The 19,743-nt window shown below is 68.0% G+C and carries 16 protein-coding genes and 1 tRNA gene; 9 read left to right on the top strand and 8 right to left on the bottom strand.

What is annotated here, in order from left to right; genetic code table 11:
- Positions 1 to 62 precede the first annotated feature (62 nt).
- Positions 63 to 1,265 (top strand): redox-regulated ATPase YchF, encoded by a 1,203-nt coding sequence (locus tag EO776_RS08625; RefSeq protein WP_049929363.1) that lies wholly within the window; start codon positions 63 to 65, stop codon positions 1,263 to 1,265.
- Positions 1,266 to 1,330: 65 nt separating this feature from the next.
- Here the strand turns inward: EO776_RS08625 and EO776_RS08620 are convergent, their stop codons facing one another.
- On the bottom strand, positions 1,331 to 2,527 hold the full coding sequence (locus tag EO776_RS08620) for a threonine synthase (protein WP_094495298.1): 1,197 nt from the start codon (positions 2,525 to 2,527) through the stop codon (positions 1,331 to 1,333).
- Positions 2,528 to 2,639: 112 nt separating this feature from the next.
- Between EO776_RS08620 and trpB the strand changes: the two genes are divergently transcribed.
- Positions 2,640 to 3,803, top strand: coding sequence for a tryptophan synthase subunit beta (gene trpB / locus EO776_RS08615; RefSeq protein WP_049929365.1), 1,164 nt, complete (start codon positions 2,640 to 2,642; stop codon positions 3,801 to 3,803).
- Positions 3,804 to 3,858: 55 nt separating this feature from the next.
- On the opposite strand, the gene EO776_RS08610 is transcribed toward trpB, so the two are convergent.
- Complete coding sequence (locus EO776_RS08610; RefSeq protein WP_049929366.1) at positions 3,859 to 4,455, bottom strand: GNAT family N-acetyltransferase; 597 nt, start codon at positions 4,453 to 4,455, stop codon at positions 3,859 to 3,861.
- 119 nt (positions 4,456 to 4,574) lie between these two features.
- Complete coding sequence (locus tag EO776_RS19335; RefSeq protein ID WP_241897997.1) at positions 4,575 to 4,892, bottom strand: MBL fold metallo-hydrolase; 318 nt, start codon at positions 4,890 to 4,892, stop codon at positions 4,575 to 4,577.
- 66 nt (positions 4,893 to 4,958) lie between these two features.
- Here EO776_RS19335 and EO776_RS19330 point away from each other — a divergent pair, with 66 nt between their 5' ends.
- Complete coding sequence (locus EO776_RS19330) at positions 4,959 to 5,201, top strand: hypothetical protein (protein ID WP_241897996.1); 243 nt, start codon at positions 4,959 to 4,961, stop codon at positions 5,199 to 5,201.
- A gap of 82 nt (positions 5,202 to 5,283) precedes the next feature.
- Here the strand turns inward: EO776_RS19330 and EO776_RS08600 are convergent, their stop codons facing one another.
- On the bottom strand, positions 5,284 to 5,895 hold the full coding sequence (locus tag EO776_RS08600) for a peptide-methionine (S)-S-oxide reductase MsrA (RefSeq protein WP_049930071.1): 612 nt from the start codon (positions 5,893 to 5,895) through the stop codon (positions 5,284 to 5,286).
- 162 nt (positions 5,896 to 6,057) lie between these two features.
- On the opposite strand from EO776_RS08600, the gene EO776_RS08595 reads away from it, so the two are divergent.
- Complete coding sequence (locus tag EO776_RS08595) at positions 6,058 to 7,062, top strand: Gfo/Idh/MocA family protein (RefSeq protein ID WP_129452387.1); 1,005 nt, start codon at positions 6,058 to 6,060, stop codon at positions 7,060 to 7,062.
- A gap of 70 nt (positions 7,063 to 7,132) precedes the next feature.
- Here the strand turns inward: EO776_RS08595 and EO776_RS08590 are convergent, their stop codons facing one another.
- Positions 7,133 to 7,864 (bottom strand): hypothetical protein, encoded by a 732-nt coding sequence (locus EO776_RS08590; RefSeq protein WP_089307559.1) that lies wholly within the window; start codon positions 7,862 to 7,864, stop codon positions 7,133 to 7,135.
- Positions 7,865 to 7,966: 102 nt separating this feature from the next.
- Between EO776_RS08590 and EO776_RS08585 the strand changes: the two genes are divergently transcribed.
- The 3 genes from EO776_RS08585 to EO776_RS08575 all read left to right on the top strand — a co-directional run bounded on the left by EO776_RS08585 (position 7,967) and on the right by EO776_RS08575 (position 15,349).
- The gene (locus EO776_RS08585) at positions 7,967 to 10,666 is read left to right on the top strand and encodes a DNA methyltransferase (protein ID WP_094521343.1); all 2,700 of its coding nucleotides are present in this window, start codon (positions 7,967 to 7,969) and stop codon (positions 10,664 to 10,666) included.
- A 121-nt stretch (positions 10,667 to 10,787) separates the two neighbouring features.
- Complete coding sequence (locus EO776_RS08580) at positions 10,788 to 12,671, top strand: site-specific DNA-methyltransferase (RefSeq protein WP_094521342.1); 1,884 nt, start codon at positions 10,788 to 10,790, stop codon at positions 12,669 to 12,671.
- A 2-nt stretch (positions 12,672 to 12,673) separates the two neighbouring features.
- A complete protein-coding gene (locus EO776_RS08575; RefSeq protein ID WP_094494190.1) occupies positions 12,674 to 15,349 on the top strand; it encodes a restriction endonuclease in 2,676 nt (891 codons plus the stop codon).
- Positions 15,350 to 15,897: 548 nt separating this feature from the next.
- Here the strand turns inward: EO776_RS08575 and EO776_RS08570 are convergent.
- Positions 15,898 to 15,971 (bottom strand) — tRNA-Ile (locus tag EO776_RS08570).
- Between the two features lie 104 nt (positions 15,972 to 16,075).
- Positions 16,076 to 16,699, bottom strand: a complete 624-nt coding sequence (locus EO776_RS08565) for an FxsA family protein (RefSeq protein WP_086215581.1) — start codon at positions 16,697 to 16,699, stop codon at positions 16,076 to 16,078.
- Between the two features lie 112 nt (positions 16,700 to 16,811).
- Here EO776_RS08565 and EO776_RS08560 point away from each other — a divergent pair, with 112 nt between their 5' ends.
- Positions 16,812 to 17,519, top strand: a complete 708-nt coding sequence (locus tag EO776_RS08560; RefSeq protein ID WP_049929373.1) for a DUF1405 domain-containing protein — start codon at positions 16,812 to 16,814, stop codon at positions 17,517 to 17,519.
- Positions 17,520 to 17,578: 59 nt separating this feature from the next.
- A complete protein-coding gene (locus EO776_RS08555) occupies positions 17,579 to 18,625 on the top strand; it encodes a hypothetical protein (RefSeq protein ID WP_094521341.1) in 1,047 nt (348 codons plus the stop codon).
- Between the two features lie 492 nt (positions 18,626 to 19,117).
- On the opposite strand, the gene engB is transcribed toward EO776_RS08555, so the two are convergent.
- Positions 19,118 to 19,738 (bottom strand): GTP-binding protein EngB, encoded by a 621-nt coding sequence (gene engB / locus EO776_RS08550; protein ID WP_049929379.1) that lies wholly within the window; start codon positions 19,736 to 19,738, stop codon positions 19,118 to 19,120.
- Between the last annotated feature and the right edge of the window lie 5 nt (positions 19,739 to 19,743).

The following is a 19,743-nucleotide window of genomic DNA, read 5'->3' as shown; positions in this document are numbered from 1 at the left end:
CCGATCCCCACGCCACGGCGCGTCTCGCATCGCTTTTGGCGCCGCGCCGCGCAGCGGTGGTAATGAGCTATCGGATCGGTCTCGTCGGCAAGCCCTCGGTGGGCAAGTCGACGTTCTTCAACGCCGCGACGATGAACGACGTACCGGAGGGGGCGTACCCGTTCACAACCATCGACCCGACCGTCGGCGAGGCGTACGTCCGCGTCGACTGCGCCGCGCCCGAGTTCGACGAGACCTGTACGCCGAGCGTCGGCGTCTGCCGCGAGGGGACGCGGTTCGTCCCCGTGAAGCTGGTCGACGTGGCCGGGCTCGTCCCGGGCGCCCACGAGGGCCGCGGGCTCGGCAACCAGTTCCTCACCGACCTCAACGAGACCGACGTGCTGATCCACGTCGTCGACTTCTCGGGGAAGACCGACATCGAGGGCGAGGCGACCGAGGGCCACGACCCCCGTGAGGACATCGACTTCTTAGAGGAGGAGCTCGACGCGTGGTACCTCGACGTGTTGGAGAAGGGCTTAGAGAAGTTCGAGACGCGGTATCACGGCGCGAACGCGGCCATCGAGGAGGAGCTCGCCGACCAGATGTCCGCGTTCGGCATCGACAAGGACCGGATGAAGCGCGTCATCCTCGCCGAGGGGCTCGAACTCGATCCGGACACCTGGGACGAGACGGACAGAGTCGAACTGGCCCGCGAGATCCGCAAGCGCACGAAGCCGATGGTGATCGCCGCCAACAAGATGGACACCCCCGAGGCGCAGGCGAACTGGGCGGAGATAACGACCGACCCCGACTACGACCACCTCTCGTTCGTCCCCGCGAGCGCTCACGCGGAGAAGGCGCTGAAGAACGCCGACGACGCCGGCGTCGTCGACTACACGCCCGGCGACGACGCGTTCGAGGTCGTCGGCGACGTCTCCGGGGAACAGAAGGCCGGCCTCGACCAGATCGCCGAGTTCGTCGACGAGTACGACGGCACGGGCGTCCAGGGCGCGCTCGAGTCCGCCGTCTTCGACGTGCTGGGCTGTATCGCCGTCTTCCCCGGCTCCGCGAACGGGAGCAAAGACGAGAAGGGAGTCTTCCGCGACTGCTTCATCCTCCCCGAGGGGTCGACGACGGAGGACTTCGCGTACCACATCCACTCGGACATCGGCGAGGGGCTGCTCCACGGCACCGACTGCCGGAGCGGCCGGCAGGTGGGCACCGACCGCGAGCTCTCCCACCGCGACGTGATCGAACTGGTCTCGACGAAGCAGGCCGCGCCGTAGCCGCTCCGACGAGGCCGCCGACCCCGCTGGCCGCTCTTCCGAACGACCTCCGTGCGTCCGGCCGGTCACGATACGATATCGCGGACCGCGTCGGGAACGTCGGCCCGGTCGACCTCCCGAACGGACGAGCCCTCGACCTCGGTCGCTCCGTACTTGTACCCCGACCCCGTCAGGATCGCGGCCACGTCGTCGTCGGGGCCGAACTCGCCCGCCGCGGCGAGCTCTCGCACGGCGGCCGTCGCCACCGCGCACGACGGCTCGACGGAGACTCCGGCGTCGGCCGCGAGCCGGTCAGTCTCGGCCAGCATCGACTCCTCCGAGACGGAGACGACGCCGCCGTCTGTCGCCCGGACGGCGGCCAGCGCGCGGTTCCCGCTCGGCGGGTCGGCGTTGTTGATCGAGACGGCCGCGGTCGGCTCGCCCGCGACGGGTTCGACGCGGGAGTCTCCCCGCCGGAACGCCCGCGCGATCGGGTCACAGCGGGCGGCCTGCGCGAGGTAGATCCGCGGGATCGACGGGAGCACTCCCGCCGCGTCCAGCTCTCGGAGCGCCTTCCAGACGCCGCTCGCCTGTCCGCCGCTGCTGACCGGCAGGACGATCGCGTCGGGCGCGTCGGGAGCGAACGCCTCGCAGATCTCGTACGCCACCGTCTTCTGGCCGGCGACCCGGAGGGGGGCGTCGGAGTTGAGGAAGGCGACCCCGAGGTCGTGGTCGAGCGTGTCCTCGTAGAGCCGCCCGTACTCCCCCCGGACCCGGAACAGGTGCGGGTCGTGCTGGGCGATCATCGCGAGCCGCGAGTCCGGCGTGTCCTCGGCGACGAGGATCGCGGCCTCCCGGTCCAGCGCCGCCGCGTGCGCGGCGACGCTCAGCGCCATGTTGCCGTGCGAGACCGTCCCGACCGGGCCGTCGATGCGGGCCATCCCGACGGCCGTCCCCCGGTCCTTGAAGCTCCCCGTCGGGTTGGTCCCCTCGACCTTGAGGTGGACCCGCGGCCCGTCCGCCGGCTCGATCGACGGCGCGCGGAACAGCGGCGTGCCCCCGGCGGCCGCGGCGAGGCCGCTCGGAACGATCGCCGCGGGTAGGACGGGCTCGTACCGCCAGAGGGAGTCTCGCCCGAGCCGCACGCCACCGCCGCCGCTCGCCTCGGGCCACGAGAACCCGGTCCCGTGCGTGTCGAACCAGAGCGGCTCGCCGCACGCGCAGCGGGCCGCCTCGCCGGCGGGGTACGTCTCGCCGCAGTCGTAACAGACCAGTCGTTCCATACGCCACGGTCTCGGTCGCGACACAAATCGTTGGTCACGGGCGGGCGCCGCGACCGCGGCAGCGCCCGGGGGTTCCCTCGTCTTTTTTGAGTCGCGGCCACACCGGTCACGCATGGGTACGCCAGGCGAGTTCGGCGAGTTCGGCGGCCGACACGTCCCGGAACCGCTGGAGGAACCGTTGGCGGAGCTGGCGGCGGCCTACGAGGAGGCCGTCGCCGACGACGAGTTCATGGCGGAGTTCCGTGACCTGCTCGAACACTTCGCGGGGCGGCCGACGCCCGTCTTCTACGCGGAGACGCTCAGCGAGCGGTACGGCGCGGACATCTACCTCAAACACGAGGACCTCCTCCACGGCGGGGCGCACAAGCTCAACAACACGCTCGGGCAGGCGCTGCTGGCCAAGCGGGCCGGGAAGGACCGCCTGATCGCGGAGACCGGGGCGGGGCAGCACGGCACCGCGACGGCGATGGTCGGCGCCCTGCTTGACCTCGACACGACCGTGTACATGGGCCGGCACGACATGCAGCGACAGGAGATGAACGTGTTCCGGATGCGCCTCATGGGCGCGGACGTGGAGCCGGTCGACCGCGGCAACGAGGGGCTCGCGGAGGCGGTCGACGCCGCGTTAGAGGACTTCGCCGAGAACGTCGACTCGACGCACTACCTCGTCGGCAGCGTCGTGGGGCCCGACCCGTTCCCGCGGATGGTCCGCGAGTTCCAGTCCGTCATCGGGACCGAGGCCCGCGAGCAGATCCAAGAGCGCCACGGCGACCTCCCCGACGCGTGCGTCGCCTGCGTGGGCGGCGGGTCGAACTCGATCGGCCTCTGGCACGCGTTCAAGGATGACGACGTGATGTTCTACGGCGCCGAGCCGGGCGGCACCGACGACGCGAACCACTCGGCCCCGCTCTCGAAGACGAAACAGGAGGAGCCGCGGATCTTCCAGGGGATGAAGACGAAGACGATCGGCGACGACACCGAGAACCACTCCGTCTCCGCCGGGCTCGACTACCCCGCCATCGGGCCGGAGCACGCCGCGCTCCAGGAGATGGGCCGCGCGGAGTACCACGCGGTCTCCGACGACGAGGCGCTGGCCGCGTTCCGCGAACTGAGCGAGGCCGAGGGGATCATCCCGGCGCTGGAGCCGGCCCACGCCCTCGCGCTGACCGCCAAGCTCGCCGAGGAGGACCGACACGACACGCTGTTGGTCAACCTCTGCGGGCGCGGCGACAAGGACATGCAGACGGCGGCGGAGCACTTCGATCTCTCCGGGTGAGGTCACCCCTCCGGGTGAGACTCTCCCGCCCGATTGACCCCTTCCGGCGCGGCGCTCAGAGCTCCTCCTCGAAGTGGACGAGTTCGTACGCGCCGGCGGTCGAGGTGTCCGTCCGCTCGTATCCCCGACTCGCGTAGAAGTCGAGCGCCGCGGGCTGGCGCGTCGAGGTCGTCGCGAGGAGCGTCTCGAACCCACCGGAGGCCGCCCGCCGCTCCAGCTCGTCGAGCAGCGCCCGTCCGTAGCCGCGCCGCTGGTACGGCGGCGCGACGCGCATCCGGTGGAGCTCCGCGGCGCCGGGGCGGTCGCGCTCGTCGCCGTGCCCGGCCTCGTTGGGCACGTAGCCGCCCATCGCGGCGAGCGTCCCGTCGTGGGTCGCCAGTTGGTCCGGGGCCCGTGACGCCGCCGAATCCACCGACTGCCGCTCCGGCGACGGATCGTCCGGCGACTGGTCGGCGTCGACGGCGTCAACGACGCCGACGACGAACGCGCCCCCCGCGTCGAGGTACGACGCCGCCACGGACCGCAGGTCGTCGGTGCCGGGGATGTCGGACGGGTCGACCCCGGTCTCCCGCATCGCCCACTCGTGAAGCGCCCACACGGCCGCGTCGTCCCGCGGGTCGTACGACCGGAGCGAGAGTTCGTTCGCGTCCACGACGAACCGTGACGGCGCGTCCGGCTTGAAGACACGGATCGCGGGGGGCGCGCTCGCTCTCTGAGCGTCGACGTTACCGCATATCCGCGCTCGACGCGTCCGCGCTCAGCGCGTCGGCCCTACTCACCGCCAGCGATCTCTTCGAGGCGCTCCGTCCCGGCCTCGACGTGGCCCCCGTGGAAGCAGACCGTCTCCGCCACGTCCCGGTCGGCGAGGACTGCGACGCTCTCCAGCGCGGTGTCGAGGTCCGGGGTCATCTCCGGGCTGAGCCCGGCGAGTTCGCCGTCGGCGCTGACGAGCAGCTCGGGGCCGGGAAAGTACGCCGACACGTGCCCCGGGCTGTGGCCGGGGGTCGGGACGACCTCCGTCGGACCGGCCGCCGTCGCGAACGTCTCGCCCCCGGTCAGGCGGACGTCGACGGTCGCCGGTTCGATCACCGTCGGCCGCTCCTCGCTCGACTTGACGAGCTCCTCGTCGCCCTCCAGCTACGGGGCCTCTGCCTCGTGGGCGAACACGGCGGCGCCGGTCCGGTCGACCACGGCCGCCAGACAGCCGGCGAGGTCGAGCTCCTAATGCGTGACGAGGACGCCCCGCGCGTCGTCGAGGGACAACCCCTTGTCCGCGAGCGCGTCTCCGAGGACGCCGACCTCGTCGGGCAGGCCAACGTCGATCAGGAGGAGTCCCTGCGGGGTCTCGACCGCGGTGGGAGTGAGTGTCGCTTCCCGGCCGTCCAGCGATACGTGTAGGGAGAGTGCGCGTACGCCCGGCGCGAGTTCCATGGCGAACGCTGGTCGCCGATCGAGTTCGAGCGGGCGAGCCTCGACGGACTCACTCGGGCGCCGGGAGCTCCTCGGCGACGTTCACGTCGTGTCCGGCGACGTACCCGTTCAGCTTGGCGGCGAGCGGCGACTCTCGCAGCTCGGCGCCGTCGTATCCGGCCGCGTCGAACGGCTCAATTAGTGACGAGGCGGACCTGAGCCTGTACTTCTGGTGGTAGTCCTCCGCGGGAGAGAACCGCGACAGCCGCTCGACGCGCGTGTCGATCCCGTCGGCGGTGAGTCCCCGCGCCGAGAGGAACTCGTCGAGGGCCTCCCGCTGGGCCGCGCGCTCGACGAGGACGACGTTCTGGTACTGCGTCTTCCGGGACTGCCGCCGCGGGTCGTGCGCCGCGAACACCCGTTCCAGCACATCCCGGTACGATATCGTTTCGGGGTCGAAATCGACCTGAACCACCTCCGTGTGGTCGCCCAGCGAGTGGTACGTCGGGTCACGTTTGGTCCCACCCGCGTACCCCGCGCGGGTGCGGACGACGCCCTCCACCGCGCCGAACTGCGCGTCCGGGCCCCAGAAGCAGCCGACGCCGAACGTCGCCGTCTCGGTCTCGCCGGCGTCGGCCGCGCGGCGGTCGTACTCGCGTACCTGTGTCCGTGTGAGTTCCATGGGTGCCACCTGTCTGTAGAGCCGCCGGAGCGCGGTTCGCGGGTCGGACCGCATCGCCCGTGTCTCGGGCTCGCAGACGGATACATTGCGCGCCGCCCCACGTCGAGCGTCTCGTTCGGCCGGGACCCAAACCACTTGAGGTGGGGCCGCGTCGCGGCGGACATGAGCGCTCACTCGACCGAACCGGCCCGCCTCGAATTCGGCGTCCTCGGGACCGCGGGAATCGCCGACAAGGCCGTCGTCCCGGCGATCGCCGCGAGCGACCACGCCGTCGACGCGGTCGCGTCCCGGGACGCCGACCGCGCGGCGTCGTTCGCCGCCCGCCACTCGATCCCCCGCAGTTACGGCACCTACGAGGCACTGCTCGACGACGACGCCATCGACGCGGTGTACGTCCCGCTCCCCAACGGGCTCCACGGTGAGTGGACGAAACGCGCCGCGGACGCCGGGCTCGCCGTCCTCTGCGAGAAGCCGCTGGCCGCCGACGCCGCCGAGGCGCGAGCGGTCGCCGACCACTGCGACCGCCGCGGCGTCACCCTGATGGAGGCGTTCATGTACCGGTACCACCCCCGGACCGAGCGCGCCGTCGAGCTCGCCGCGACGGAACTCGACGACGTGCGCACGGTGACCGCGACGTTCCGGTTCCCGCTGTCCGACCGCCCGAACGACGTTCGACTCGACCCGGAGCTCGCCGGCGGGTCGCTGATGGACGTCGGCTGCTACCCCGTCTCGCTGGCTCGCACCGTCCTCGGCGCTCCCGACCGGGCGTACGCCCACACGGGGGACACCCGCGACGCGGGCGTCGACACCGAACTCGCGGGCGTGCTTGCGTACGGCGACGGCCGGTCGGCCCGGGTCGCCTCCGGGTTCGACACCCGCCACGTCGAGCGGTACCGCGTGGACGCGACGAACGGGTGGGTCGCGGTCGAGAACGCCTTCGACGCCCCGGCCGACGAGCGGCTGGACCTGGAGTACGAGATCGACGGCCGTCGCGGGGTCGAGACGTTCCCGGCGGTCGATCAGTACCGGCTTCAGGTCGAGCACTTCGCCGACCGCGTCGCCGGCGACGCGACCCCCGTGACCGACGGCGCGTCGGCCGTTGCGAACATGCGGATCCTCGACGCGCTGTCGGAGAGCGCCGCGAACGGTTCTCCGATCGACCTCTGACTCGGATCGCTTGGGGTGCAGATCGCCGTCGCTCCGGCGGCCGTGGCGCTCGGTTCGACGTTCGCCCCGCCTACGCGACGATCTCGTCGGTGATCGCCGGCGTGTCCATCGCGTTCGCGATCGGGCTGATCACCCGGTACGTCCCCCGTTGGCCACCGTCGGAGGAGTCGTCCCAGTGAGGCGTGAACGGCTTGTCTTCGGCGTGCGGGCTGTCTTCTAGCATCGCTCGGGGCGCACCCCCGGCCAGGTAGACGTCGAAGGAGTTCGACTCGAACTCCGTCCAGAAGTTACTCTTGTGGAACGGGAACAACACGCGGACGTAGTAGTCCTTCCGTATCTCGCGTTTCTTCACCTCGTTGTTGTACCAGCCAATCACGTCGAAGTGGGTACACACCGCCTTCTCCGCGCCCGTGTAGGGGAACGACGACCGGACCTCCACGGCGGCGCTCTCGCCGCGGCCGCGGTCGACGGTGATGTCGACCTGTTCCTGTGGGGTGTCCCACTCGTCGTCTTGGAACACGTCCGCGCCCGTGTCGCGCCGCTCGGCCGTTCGGGTGAGCCAGTCTTTCCACACCCACTCCGCCAGCACTCCCGAGATACCGTCGACGCTCTGCGTGTCGGCCGACCTGCCGCGGGAGCTATCCCGGGCCATCCGTCCGTCGGAGCCCTCAGCGAGACGCTCCCCGTCGTCTCGTAGCTCGTCGAGCAGCGCGCGGTCCTCGCCGCCGTAGTCGAACCGATACCGAACGCAGTCGAAGCCGCCGTGCCCGTCGCAGTCTATCGTTTCCGTCGTGATGTCCATCGACGTTCCGTCTAAACAGTCAGCTATCTTATAGAGATATCGCCGGTCGTGAGGCGGTGCCCTTATCCCCGGCAGCTACCTCCCCCCCGGTAACCGATCGATATGCCTGCGGACGATATCACGGAGCCCCCCGAACACGCCGTCTCCTCGCCGAACACACCGATGTACAACATGGTTCGGTTCTGGGGGCGGAAGCCACAGAACCTCGTCACGAGCTACATCGAGCAGTTCACCGACGAGGGGGAGACGGTGCTGGACCCGTTCTCCGGGAGCGGCGTCACCGCCTTGGAGGCGCTCCGGGCGGACCGTCGCGGTATCTACAACGACCTGAACCCGCTGTTCCGCCACATCGCCCGCACGACCGCCGCTCACGTGGACTTGGACGAACTCGAAGACGGGTTCGACACCGTGATGGAGAACCTCCGGTACCGGCGCCACGAGGTCGGCGGCGCCGACGGCGACGCGCAGCGGTCATTCCGGTGGCTCTACGAGACGACGTGCCGGAACTGCGGCCACGAACGGGCGCGGACGCTCGAAACGACCGCGACTCGGGTGTACTCGCCCAGTCCGGGGCAAGCGAGCGAGCCGATATCCGGCGACGGGACGCTCGATGCCCTCGCGACGGAAATCTACGATCAGCTCAGCGAGGCCGAGCGCCTCTCGCACGACGCGTTGGTGGAGCGCATCGACTTAGACGAGTTCGGCGACGCGCGCAAGTCGGAGATAACGCGGGCGATCAACCAGCGGCTGTTCGAAAACGGGTACATCCGGATCGAGGAGGACGTTCCGAACGAGCTCAAGTACGTCTGTCCGGAGTGCGACGCGAGTGAAACGGTCCCGCTGGACGAGGCGGACGAGGCCAAACTCGACCGGATCGGCGAGCTCTCGCCCCCCTATTACTACCCCGACAACGAGCTGGTGTACCCCAACGGACAGGACTTCTACACGAGTCGTCCGGGGACCGAGCGCGTCGACAAGCTGTTCACCGACCGGAATCTGATCGCGCTGTCTATCCTCCGGCACGAGATACACCGGCTGGAAACACAGGAATTTGACCGGACCGTCGTCGACGCCCTCCTGCTCACTTTCGTCGCCATTCTCGAACACGTGAGCCGGATGCAGCGGCCGAACAAGAAGGGCTGGGCGGCGAAGAACTACGTCATCCACCCGGAGAACCTCGAACTCAACGTCGCGCACGCGTTCCGGAACCGGTTCTCGACCGTGCTCGACGGCATGCGCGAGGCGAACGACGAACTGAACGGGGGCGACCCCGTGGGAGACCGAGGGAGGTTCATCCAGGGAGACGCGCGCGACCTCCCGGTCGACGACCAGTCGGTACAGTACGTGTTCACCGATCCCGAGTACGGCGACGCCGTCCAGTACTTCGAGCTCAGCTACATGGCGAACAGCTGGCTGGACAGCAGCGTCAACTGGGAGGACGAAATCGTCGTCAATCCGCGCCAAGAGAAGCCGCGGGAGCGCTACGAGGAGATGCTCGCGGCGGCGTTCGAGGAGGTGTTCCGAGTGCTCGAGAGCGGCGGACATCTGACGGTCACGTTCCACAGCAGCGAACTCAAATACTGGAACTCCCTGATGCACGCGATCCAGCAGGCCGGGTTCGACTACGTCGACGCGGTCTATCAGGTTCCCGCACAGGAGTACACGAACTGGATCAACCGCCGGAAGCCGGGGACGATGAACGGCGACATCTACATCACGTTCCGGCGACCGGAGACCCGGGAACAGCCCGAACTGGACTTCGGTGACATTCAGGCGGTCCGGGAGTCCATCTTGGAGGAGGCGAAGCGCGTCATCCGGCTCCACGACGGCCGCGCGACGTACGATCAGCTGGTCCGCGGGGTGACGCTGCGGCTCATCGAGGACAACAGGATGCACTCCGAACAGGTGCGCGACTTCGACTATCGCCGCCTCTTCGACGATTACCTCGAACGCACCGCCGACGGCGACGCGTGGACGACCGCCGACTGGGCGGCGACCGACGAGGTCGAGTACATCCCGCTCCAGCGCCGCATCAGGTGGCTGATCGAATCCGTCTACGCGGGGAAGGAGGGGTCCGCCGCCACGCTCGACGAGATCCTCTCGCGGATCTTCACGAGCCTCAAGGACGCGCAGACGCCGGAGAACCAAGAGATATTGGACGTGTTACAGTCGACCGCTGAGCCGGTCGAGAAAGACGGCGTCGTCTACTGGCGGCGACGCGACTCGTACCAGCAGACGCTCGCCGGAAACACCTTGGCCGAGGAGGAGGGCCTGGTCGACACGGAAACGCAGCGCGAGCAGCTGGAACTGGACCACGACCGGATCATCAACCGACTCGCCGAGTTCGGCAAGTCCGTCGGCTACGACGCGTGGATCGGGGACCCGGAGACCGATCGCAGCGAGGTCCTCCGCGATACGCAGACGCGGCTGCGGATACCCGGCGACTTCTCCGACACCGTTCGCGAGCGGCTCAGGAACGTCGACCTGATCTGGTTCGACGGCGAGACGCCGGTCGCGATGTTCGAGGTGGAGCACTCGACGGACCCGCAGGACGGAATCGTTCGCATGGGGAACGCGTACGCGGAAACCGGCGCGACGCCCCGGGCCGTGTCCGTCGTCCCCGACAACCGATACGATCGATGGGAGAAGGCCGTCACGCAGCCCGCCCTCGACGAGTTGACCGACGACAACCCGTTCCGCTGTCTCACGTATTCGAAGCTGATCGAGCTCCTCGGCGGGCGCCGGTCGCCCGCGGAGCGGGGCGAAGAACGGCTGTTCGAACTCGCGACGACGCCGCCCTGACTCGGTGAGCCCCGCCCGCGACGCGAACCGGCGTCGTCGACCGGGCTCTCAACGAGGCTCGGGCCCGATCTCGGTCCCCAGTACGATGGTTTAACCCCGTGTCGGTTCTCTCCGGGTGTATATGAGTGATGAGCGTGACCGACTGGAGAAACCGTCCAACGCGGCCGCCATACGGGCGAAACTCCGTGAGATCGTGCCGAGCGCGTTCTCCGAGGGAGAGCTCGACGCGGCGAAGCTCGAATCGCTGCTCGACGCCGACGGGGAGTCGTCGGGGACGGAGCGGTACGAGCTCTCGTGGGCCGGAAAGCGCGAGGCCACCGCACGCGCCCAGGCGGCGACGGAGCAGACGCTGGTCCCGCGTCCCGACGAGAGCGTCGACTACGGGGGGTCGGGCAACCACTTCATCGAGGGCGAGAACCTCGCGATCCTGAAGACGCTCCAGCGGTCCTACCAGCAGCGAATAAAGATGATCTACCTCGACCCGCCGTACAACACCGGGTCGGATTTCATCTACAAGGACGACTACTCGACCGCGGCCGCCGACTACGAGCGGGAGACCGGCCAGCGGACGGCGGACGGCGACAAGCTGGTGAGCAACCCGGAGACGAACGGGCGGTATCACAGCGACTGGCTGTCGATGATGTATCCCCGGCTGTTCCTCGGGCGGAATCTCCTCCGGAACGACGGGGCGATCTTCGTGAGCATCGATCACAACGAGTACCACAACCTCCGCCACCTCATGGACGAGATCTACGGCGAGGACAACTACGTCGGCACCTTCGTCTGGAAGCGCCGGACCCCCGACGCACGGAACTCGGGCGGGATGTCCATCGACCACGAGTACGTCGTGGTGTACCAGCGGTCCGACGCGTTCGAGATGCGGGGCGTCGAGAAGTCGTTCGACAACTACACGAACCCGGACGACGATCCGCGCGGCCCGTGGGTCGCCGGCGATCTGAAGAACTCGCGGACGAAAGACGAGCGGCCGACGATGTTCTACGAGATCACGGACCCCGAGACCGGCCACACCTATCAGCCGGACCCGAACAGCGTCTGGCGCCTCGGCGAGGAGACGATGCGGCAGTACATCGAGGAGGGTCGGATCCTCTTCCCCGACGACGGCGAGGGCGTGCCCAAGTTCAAACGCTTCCAAAACGAGATCGAGAGCCGGTACAAGCCGCTCTCGTCGTGGATCGAAACGACGACGACCGACGAGGACATCGAGCTGTTCGAGGACGCCTTCGACCGCACCGTCCTCCAGACGGGGATGACCGGCACGGCGACGCGCGAGCTGAAATCGCTGTTCGGCTACAAGGCGTACGACTTCCCCAAGTCGACGGACCTGATCCGGAAGCTGATCCGCCACAGCGTGGACGGCGGCGACATCGTCTTGGACTTCTTCGCGGGATCGGGGACGACGGGCCACGCGGTCATGCAGCTCAACGCGACCGAGGAGTTCGACGACCCCGTCCGGTTCATGCTCGTCCAACTGGACGACGAACTCGACGAGCCGCGGGGGGAAGAGACGACCCACGCGGAGGTCTGCGAGCGGCGCCTGCGGCTGGCGAGCGAGCAGGTCGCCGACGACCACGACCTGCCGGGCGCCGCTCCGGGGCTCGGCTTCGACAAGTACACGCTCGGGGAGTCGCGCTTCGAGCGGTGGGGACGGCCCGACACGGAGTCGGAAGCCCGCGCCGCGCTCGAACGATACGCGGCCGACGCCGGCTCGGCCGTCGATCTGACCGATCCGGACGCCGCGCTGGTCGAGGTACAGCTCCTGCTCGGGTTCTCGCTGGACGCCGCCGTCGAGGCCCTCGCGGACCACACCTATCACCTGTCCGAAGACGACCGCGACGCGGTGGTCACCTTCGCGGAATCGGTGACGTACGAGACGCTCACCGAGTTCGATCTCCCGGCGGACACGCAGTACGTCTGCTTGGACGGGAGCCTCTCCGATACGGACAAGGAACGCCTCAACCGCGACCTCTCGCTCCGAACGATCTGACCATGGAATTCGAATTCGATCCCGACCTCGAGTATCAGCAGGAGGCCGTCGACGCGGTCACCGACGTCTTCGACGGCCAGCCGAACGTCGGCGAGCAGCCCGCGTTCGGGACGCACGGGACGACCGTTCCGAACGAGTTAGCACTCTCCGAGGAGCAGCTCACGGCCAACACGCGAAAGGTCCAGCGGCGTCACGACCTCGCACAGAGCGACGACCTCTATCGGGCGGCCGACGGCGAGACGACCGACCTGTTGAGCTTCAGCGTCGACATGGAGACCGGGACGGGCAAGACGTACGTCTACCTCCGGACGATCCACGAGCTCTACCGGCGGTACGGCTGGCGAAAGTTCCTCATCGTCGTTCCGAGCGTGGCGATCCGCGAGGGCGTCGTGAAAACGATACAGCAGACGCGAGCCCACTTCGACTCGCTGTATTCGCGGCCGCCGTTCAACTGGACCGAGTACGACTCGTCGACGCTGAGCGACGTGATCCGGTTCGGCAGCAGCAGCCAGATCGAGGTCATGGTCATGACGCTCCAGAGCATCAACCGGAGCGACGAGAACGTCATGTTCCGGCCTCACGACAAGCTCAACGGCGACCGCCCGGTCGACCGCATCGCGGCGACCAATCCGATCGCCGTCTTGGACGAGCCGCAGAACATGGAGGGCGAGAAGAGCAAAGCGGCCATCTCGGCGTTGGACCCCCTCTGTACGCTTCGGTACTCGGCGACGCACCGACGGATCAGAAACAAGGTGTACGAGCTCTCGCCCGTCGACGCGCACGAGAAGGGGTTGGTGAAAACCATCGAAGTGCTCTCCGTCGTCCAAGACGAGGACTTCGACAAGCGATACGTTCGACCGCTGTCGTTCGACGCCGGTCCGAAGGCACGGATAGAGCTGTACAAGGACCGGTCGACCGGGGCCCAACTCGGAAAGAAGACGGTCCGCGCCGGGGACAGCCTCTACGCGGCGAGCAACGGCTTACCGCCGTACGAGGGTGTCGAGGTGGCGTCGATCGACGCCCGCCACGAAGTCATCGAGCTCAGCGACGGGACGCGGCTCCACAGCGGGGAGTCCACGGACACCGACATCGAGACGATCCAGCACCGGCAGATCCGGGAGACGGTCCGCGAGCACTTCGAGAAGGCGCTCGACTACCGCCGAGACGGGATCAAAGTCTTGAGCCTCTTTTTCATCGATCGGATCGACAACTTCCGCGGCAGGAGCGGCGACGAGACCGGCCACCTCTGGGAAGCCTTCTGCGAGGCGTTCACCGAGCTGAAGGCCGAAGACCGGTACAGCGATCTGTTCCCCGATCAGTCGCCGGAGGACGTCGCCGGCGCGTACTTCGCCACGACGACGAGCGGCGACATCAAGGTGCGAGAGAGCTCGATCCGGGACGACGTGGAGTCGTACGAGCTCATCATGCGAGATAAGGAAACGCTGCTCTCCGCCGACGAGCCGACGCAGTTCATCTTCTCGCACAGCGCGCTCCAGGAGGGGTGGGACAACCCCAACGTCTTCCAGATCTGTACGCTCAACAATACGGTCAGTTCGGTGAAGAAGCGCCAGGAGATCGGACGCGGCGTTCGACTCCCCGTCTATCAGGACGGGACGCGCCTGCCGCCGGGCGACCGGCGCAATCGCCTCACGGTCATCGCCAACGAGAGCTACGCCGACTACGCCGACGACCTCCAGGCGGAGTACAGTTCGGCGACGGACTACGGCGACGACATGCGCGCGCAGACGAACGATCACCGGGACCGGACCGTCGTCACGCCGCGGACAGAGGTCGTCGACGAGTCCCCCGCGTTCGCGAGGCTGTGGGAGCGGATCGCGCCGAAAACGACGTACACGACGACGATCGATTCGCCGGCGCTCGTCGAGAGCGCGGCGGCCGAACTCGCCGGCGTCACGGTCGACGAGCCGCGGCTCCGCGTCTCCCGCGGAGAGCTATCGATGGACGACGGCGCCGACATCGAGACGGTGGGCATCGCCTCGCAGGTGGAGTCCGTCGACCGCGACGGCCCGCTCCCGGATGTCGTCAGTCATATCGCCGCCGAGACGGGGCTGACGAAGCAAACAGTCGCAGAGATCATCCTCGAATCCGAGACGGTCGACCAGCTACTGAAGAACCCCCACGCGTATCGGGTCGCGGCCCGCGAGACGATCGACGCGGTCAAAACCGAGTACGTGGTCGAACACATCGACTACGAGCGGATCGGCGATGCGCACCCGACGGACATCCTCAGCGAGGTCGAGACCTACGCCGAAAACACCGTCAGCGTGGACAAGAGCGTCTACGATAAGGTTATCTGCGACAGCGAGGGTGAGCGGCGGTTCGCGCGCCGCCTCGACCGGGACGACTCCGTCGCGCTGTTCATCAAGCTCCCGCGCGAGTATCAGCTCCCCACGCCGATAGGGCCGTACAACCCGGACTGGGCCGTCCTCTTCGACAAGGAGACGGCGGTCCGCGCGGACGCGGAAGACCGCCGACTGTACCTCATCAGGGAGACGAAGTTCGGCACCGAAGACGACCTCCGGCCGTCCGAGGCGACGAAGATCGAGTGCGCCCGCGCTCACTACGACGCGCTGAACGTCGACTTCGACCTCGCGACCGACTTTCGGGACGACGATATCATCGAAGACGTCCTCAACATCGACGTCGACGCCGAGTGAGACGCTCACCGAGCGTTGATCGGTCTCGGAGTGGGCCGATATCGCTGCCCTCGCTCACGGCCGGTCTCCTCTCGTCGTCGGACCGTTCGCGTATCGGCCCGAACGCACAGTCAGAGCCGTGTGGGTCGTTGTCAATGGCCTCTGCCAGAGGGCTCTCAGCGAAGGGACGACAACATATTTCAGCAAACTTTTCCGCCTCTAGTCCCTCTAACAGATCGGTGTAACCGGAACACCACGTCAGAGGCAGACCCGCGCATATCTCTCCTCGCTTGCTTCGGGACGGCTTCCAGTTTCACCGTCGTCGATCGCAACTCGATCGATACCGTCACCGGTCCGCGCTCGTCGACGCGGTCGGAGGTCCACGAACGTGGCGCCGTGCGCTACGGCTAGGCTACGACGGGGCTGACCACGTCGCGGTATCCGTGGACACGACGGTCGAATTCTACTGGTACAGAAGGCTCTAACTATCGAGAGTTAGGACGGAATTAGGTGGCTGGGGAGTTCCCGGCCCCTAACACGCCACGGCCGAAGACCGTGGACGTTGTAGGTGGGCCAACACGGATTTGAACCGTGGACCTCCCGGTTATCAGCCGAGCGCTCAACCTGACTGAGCTATTGGCCCAGGTGAGCGCATTCAGTCGTTGCGCGGGTAGGATCTTAAGGGTTTCCTTTCGAAGGCCGCCCCGCCGTGTGGCGGTTTCACGGGGGATCGCGACCCCGGCGCCGTCAGTCGCTTCCCTTCCGCTCCTCCTCTTCGACGGTGAAGTCCACGTCGACGACGTCGTCGTCCGTCGACGCGCCACCGGAGCCCGCGTTCCCTGCGACGCTCTCGTCGGCGTCCGTGCCGCTGCCGCCGTCGAACCCGTCGGGGTCGCCCCCGGGACCACCGGGGAAGCCGCCGCCCATCGAGAACCCGCCCTCACCGTCGCCCGGGAAGCCGCCGACGTAGACGTTCCCCGAGAAGAAGCCGTCCGTCTCGCGTTCGAGGTACGGGACGACGACGTACTTCTTCAGGGCCATTCGGATCGGAACCCGCGAGAGCGGGAGGGCAAGGAGGAACCCGACGGCGTCGGTGACGAGCCCCGGCGTGAGCAGGAACGCGCCCGCGGCGATGAGCAGCCCGCCGTCGAGCAGTTCGTCGGTCGGCGGCGAGCCCCGGGCCAGTTTGCGTTGGATGCGCGCGAGCGTCGCGCGTCCCTCGGCGCGCAGCAGGAGCATGCCGAGGACGGCCGTCAACACGACGAGCGCGACCGTGACGGCCCACCCGAGCCGCGTCGCGACCACGATCAGGAACAGCGCGTCCACGAGGGGGACGACGAGCAGCAGCGCGAGCAGCGTTCGCGGGCGCATACCCCCGCCTTCCCGCCGGGCACGCATAGCCCTTTTCGTCGCGGTCGCCCGCATCGCCGGTCGCGTCCACCGCGACCGCCACCGCTTTGCCCGCCCGGTCCGAGCCCGCGGTATGGACATCGTCGGCGCGCTCGGACGCGACCCGCCGGACCGCGAGTCGCTGCCGCGGTGGGTCGCGCCGCTCCCGAAACGGCTGGAAGACGTCGCCTTCCGGTTCGCGTGGGTCATCGTTGTCATCAACCTCGTCGGCACCGCGTTCGGCTTCTGGTACTACCGGTTCCAGTTCCGCGCCCTCCCGACGGAGATGTGGCTCTTCATCCCCGACAGCCCCGGCGCGACGCTGCTCATCGCGCTCGCGCTCGGCGCGTGGGCGCTCGGGCGGTCGAGCGACACCCTCGCCGCGCTCGCCTTCTTCGGCAACGTCAAGCTCGGGCTGTGGACCCCGTACGTCCTCGTCGTCTTCTGGCCGGAGTTCCTCGCGGTCAACGGCCCCGGGCTGTACGCGTTCCTGCTCGTGAGCCACCTCGCGATGGTCGTCCAGGCGTTCGTCCTCCACCGCATCACCGACTTCCCGCTCCGCGCGGTGGCGATCGCGACCGCGTGGTACACCGTCGACCTGCTGATGGACTACTTTGTCCCCGTGATCGGCGACGTGACACACACCGCGCTGCCGTACGCCGACGGCGAGCCGTGGTTCACGACGACCGTGCTTCAGGTCGCGGCCGCCGGCGCGGTCGTACTTACCGTGATCCCGCTGTTCTGGACGCTCGGAACCCGTATCGCGACGCTCCGACGCCGCGCGGGCGACCTCGGGACGTAGCCAGTCCGACGCCACCTCCCGCTCACCGATTTAAGTGATCGGCCCGCTTCGACTGTGCTATGAGCCACTACGAGCGGATCGCCGACATGTCGGTGACGATCGAGTCCGTCGCCCGCCGGCGGTACGTCGCCGACACGACGAGCGGCTTCGAGCGGACGACGACGGAGTACCGGCTCTCCGGCGACGGCGTCGTGGGGCGCGGCGAGGACGTGACCTACGAGACCGCCGACCACGACGCGCTCGCCGGGACCGACCCGATCGACATCGAGGGCGAGTGGACGATCGACGCGCTCTCCGACCGACTCGACGAGATCGACCTCTTCCACGGAACGCCGCCCGAGAACGAGACCGCACGCAACTACCGGCGCTGGGCGGTCGAGAGCGCGGCGCTCGACCTGGCGCTCCGGCAACGCGAGGAGACGCTGGGCGACCGGCTCGGCGTCGACCCCGATTCAGTTCGGTTTGTCGTCTCCACTCGCCTCGGTGATCCCCCGTCGACCGACCGGGTCGAGGAACTGCTCGCGCGCAACGCCGACTTGGAGTTCAAGCTCGACCCCACCGCGGAGTGGCCGCAGTCGGCGTTCGAAACTCTCCGGAAAACCGACGCCGTGCGCGTCCTCGACCTCAAGGGGTGGTACGAGGGGACCGAGGTCGACGTCGAGCCCGACCCGGAGCTGTACCGCGACGTGTTCGCGGCGTTCCCGGCGGCGGTCGTGGAGGACCCCGCGTTCACGCCCGCGACCAGCGCGCTCGTCGAGCCGCAGGCTGACCGCCTCTCGTTCGACTACCCGATCGACGGCGTCGAGAGTCTCGAATCGCTCCCCGTCGAGCCGGGGTGGTGTAATATCAAACCCTCGCGGTTCGGCACCCTCGAATCGCTGTTCGAGACGATCGCATACTGCGAGCGCGAGGGGATCCGGATGTACGGGGGCGGCCAGTTCGAACTCGCCAGCGGCCGCACCGCGATCCAGACGCTCGCCGCGCTCTGTTACTCGGACGGGCCGAACGACGTGGCGCCGCGCGCGTACAACGACCCCGACGCCGAGCCGCCGTACCCGAAGAGCCCGCTCCGCCCGAGCGATGACGCGGTCGGCTTCGAGTTCTGAAGCGAGGGATTCGAGCCGGGCACTGACGCGGTAGTTTATAAACAAATTCGCGGCGGCGCGTGCCTGCGAGGCCGCTCCGCGGCCGAGCAGCACGCGCGAGGGAGTCGGTCGACCGGAGCGAAGCGGAGGGAGGCCGACGAGGCTGGAGAGGCGTGAGGTGCGGTTGCGGGGTGGGACTCAAATAGACAGTTGCGAGGGCGAAGGCGCGCGACGCGAGCACCGCAGGAGCGAGTGGAGCGAGCGACGAGGAGCGTGGTTCGAGAGAGCAAAGCTCTCTCGTTATCACGAGACGCCTCCGGCGTCTCGAACGACAGCGAGCGCACCGAACCCTCGCGACTGAGTCTTTGGAGCTGTTCACCGTCGATCGTTCGTCAGTCAGGTACAGCCGAGCGACTGGGGTCTGGAGGTGTTTTCCGCCGATCCACAGCTGGCCGATTGTACCAATTCGGCTGAAATCTCTGCGCAACCGACCCCACCGTCTCACACCGATACTTAAGAGACGAATTTCAGTAGGTCGTCGCGGTTGTGGTCGTGGAAGCGCGTTCGGAGACACTCCTCCAGCGCCTCGATGTCGCCGCGCTTCGCGCAGATCGGAGCCACGCGGTCGGACCACTGCTGCCACGGCGGGTAGAGGCCGAGCCGGTCGCAGATCGCGTCGAGCCGCTCGTCGAGGTCGTCGATCTTGTCGGTCTTGTTGACGGCGATGATCGGCTCGACTCCCACGTCTTCGAGGAACCCGAACATCTCCACGTCGTGCGGAATATTCCCCCGCTCGGCGTGACGGTCGATGATGTCGACCGCGGCCTTCCCGTCCATCACGACGACGCCAGCGAGAATGGAGTCCGCGTTGTCCTCTAGGTAGCGGACGATGTCGGTCTTGATCTGCTCGCGGTGCTCCTCCTCGACGCCGGACATGAAGCCGAAGCCGGGTAGGTCCGTGAACATGAAGCTCTCGCTGGCCCAGTCGAAGTGGTTCGGCTGGCGGGTGACGCCCGGTTTGCCGCCGGTCGAGAAGTCGTGGCCCGTCAGCTCGCGCATCAGCGTGGACTTGCCGACGTTCGAGCGCCCCACGAGGACGACCTCGGCGTCGCGGTCCGGCCGGTCTTCGAACATACGCG

The organism is Halorubrum ezzemoulense (assembly GCF_004126515.1).
Lineage (GTDB): Archaea > Halobacteriota > Halobacteria > Halobacteriales > Haloferacaceae > Halorubrum > Halorubrum ezzemoulense.
The sequence above is the reverse complement of the archived record's forward strand: the minus strand, read 5'-3'. Positions and strand labels throughout refer to the sequence as shown.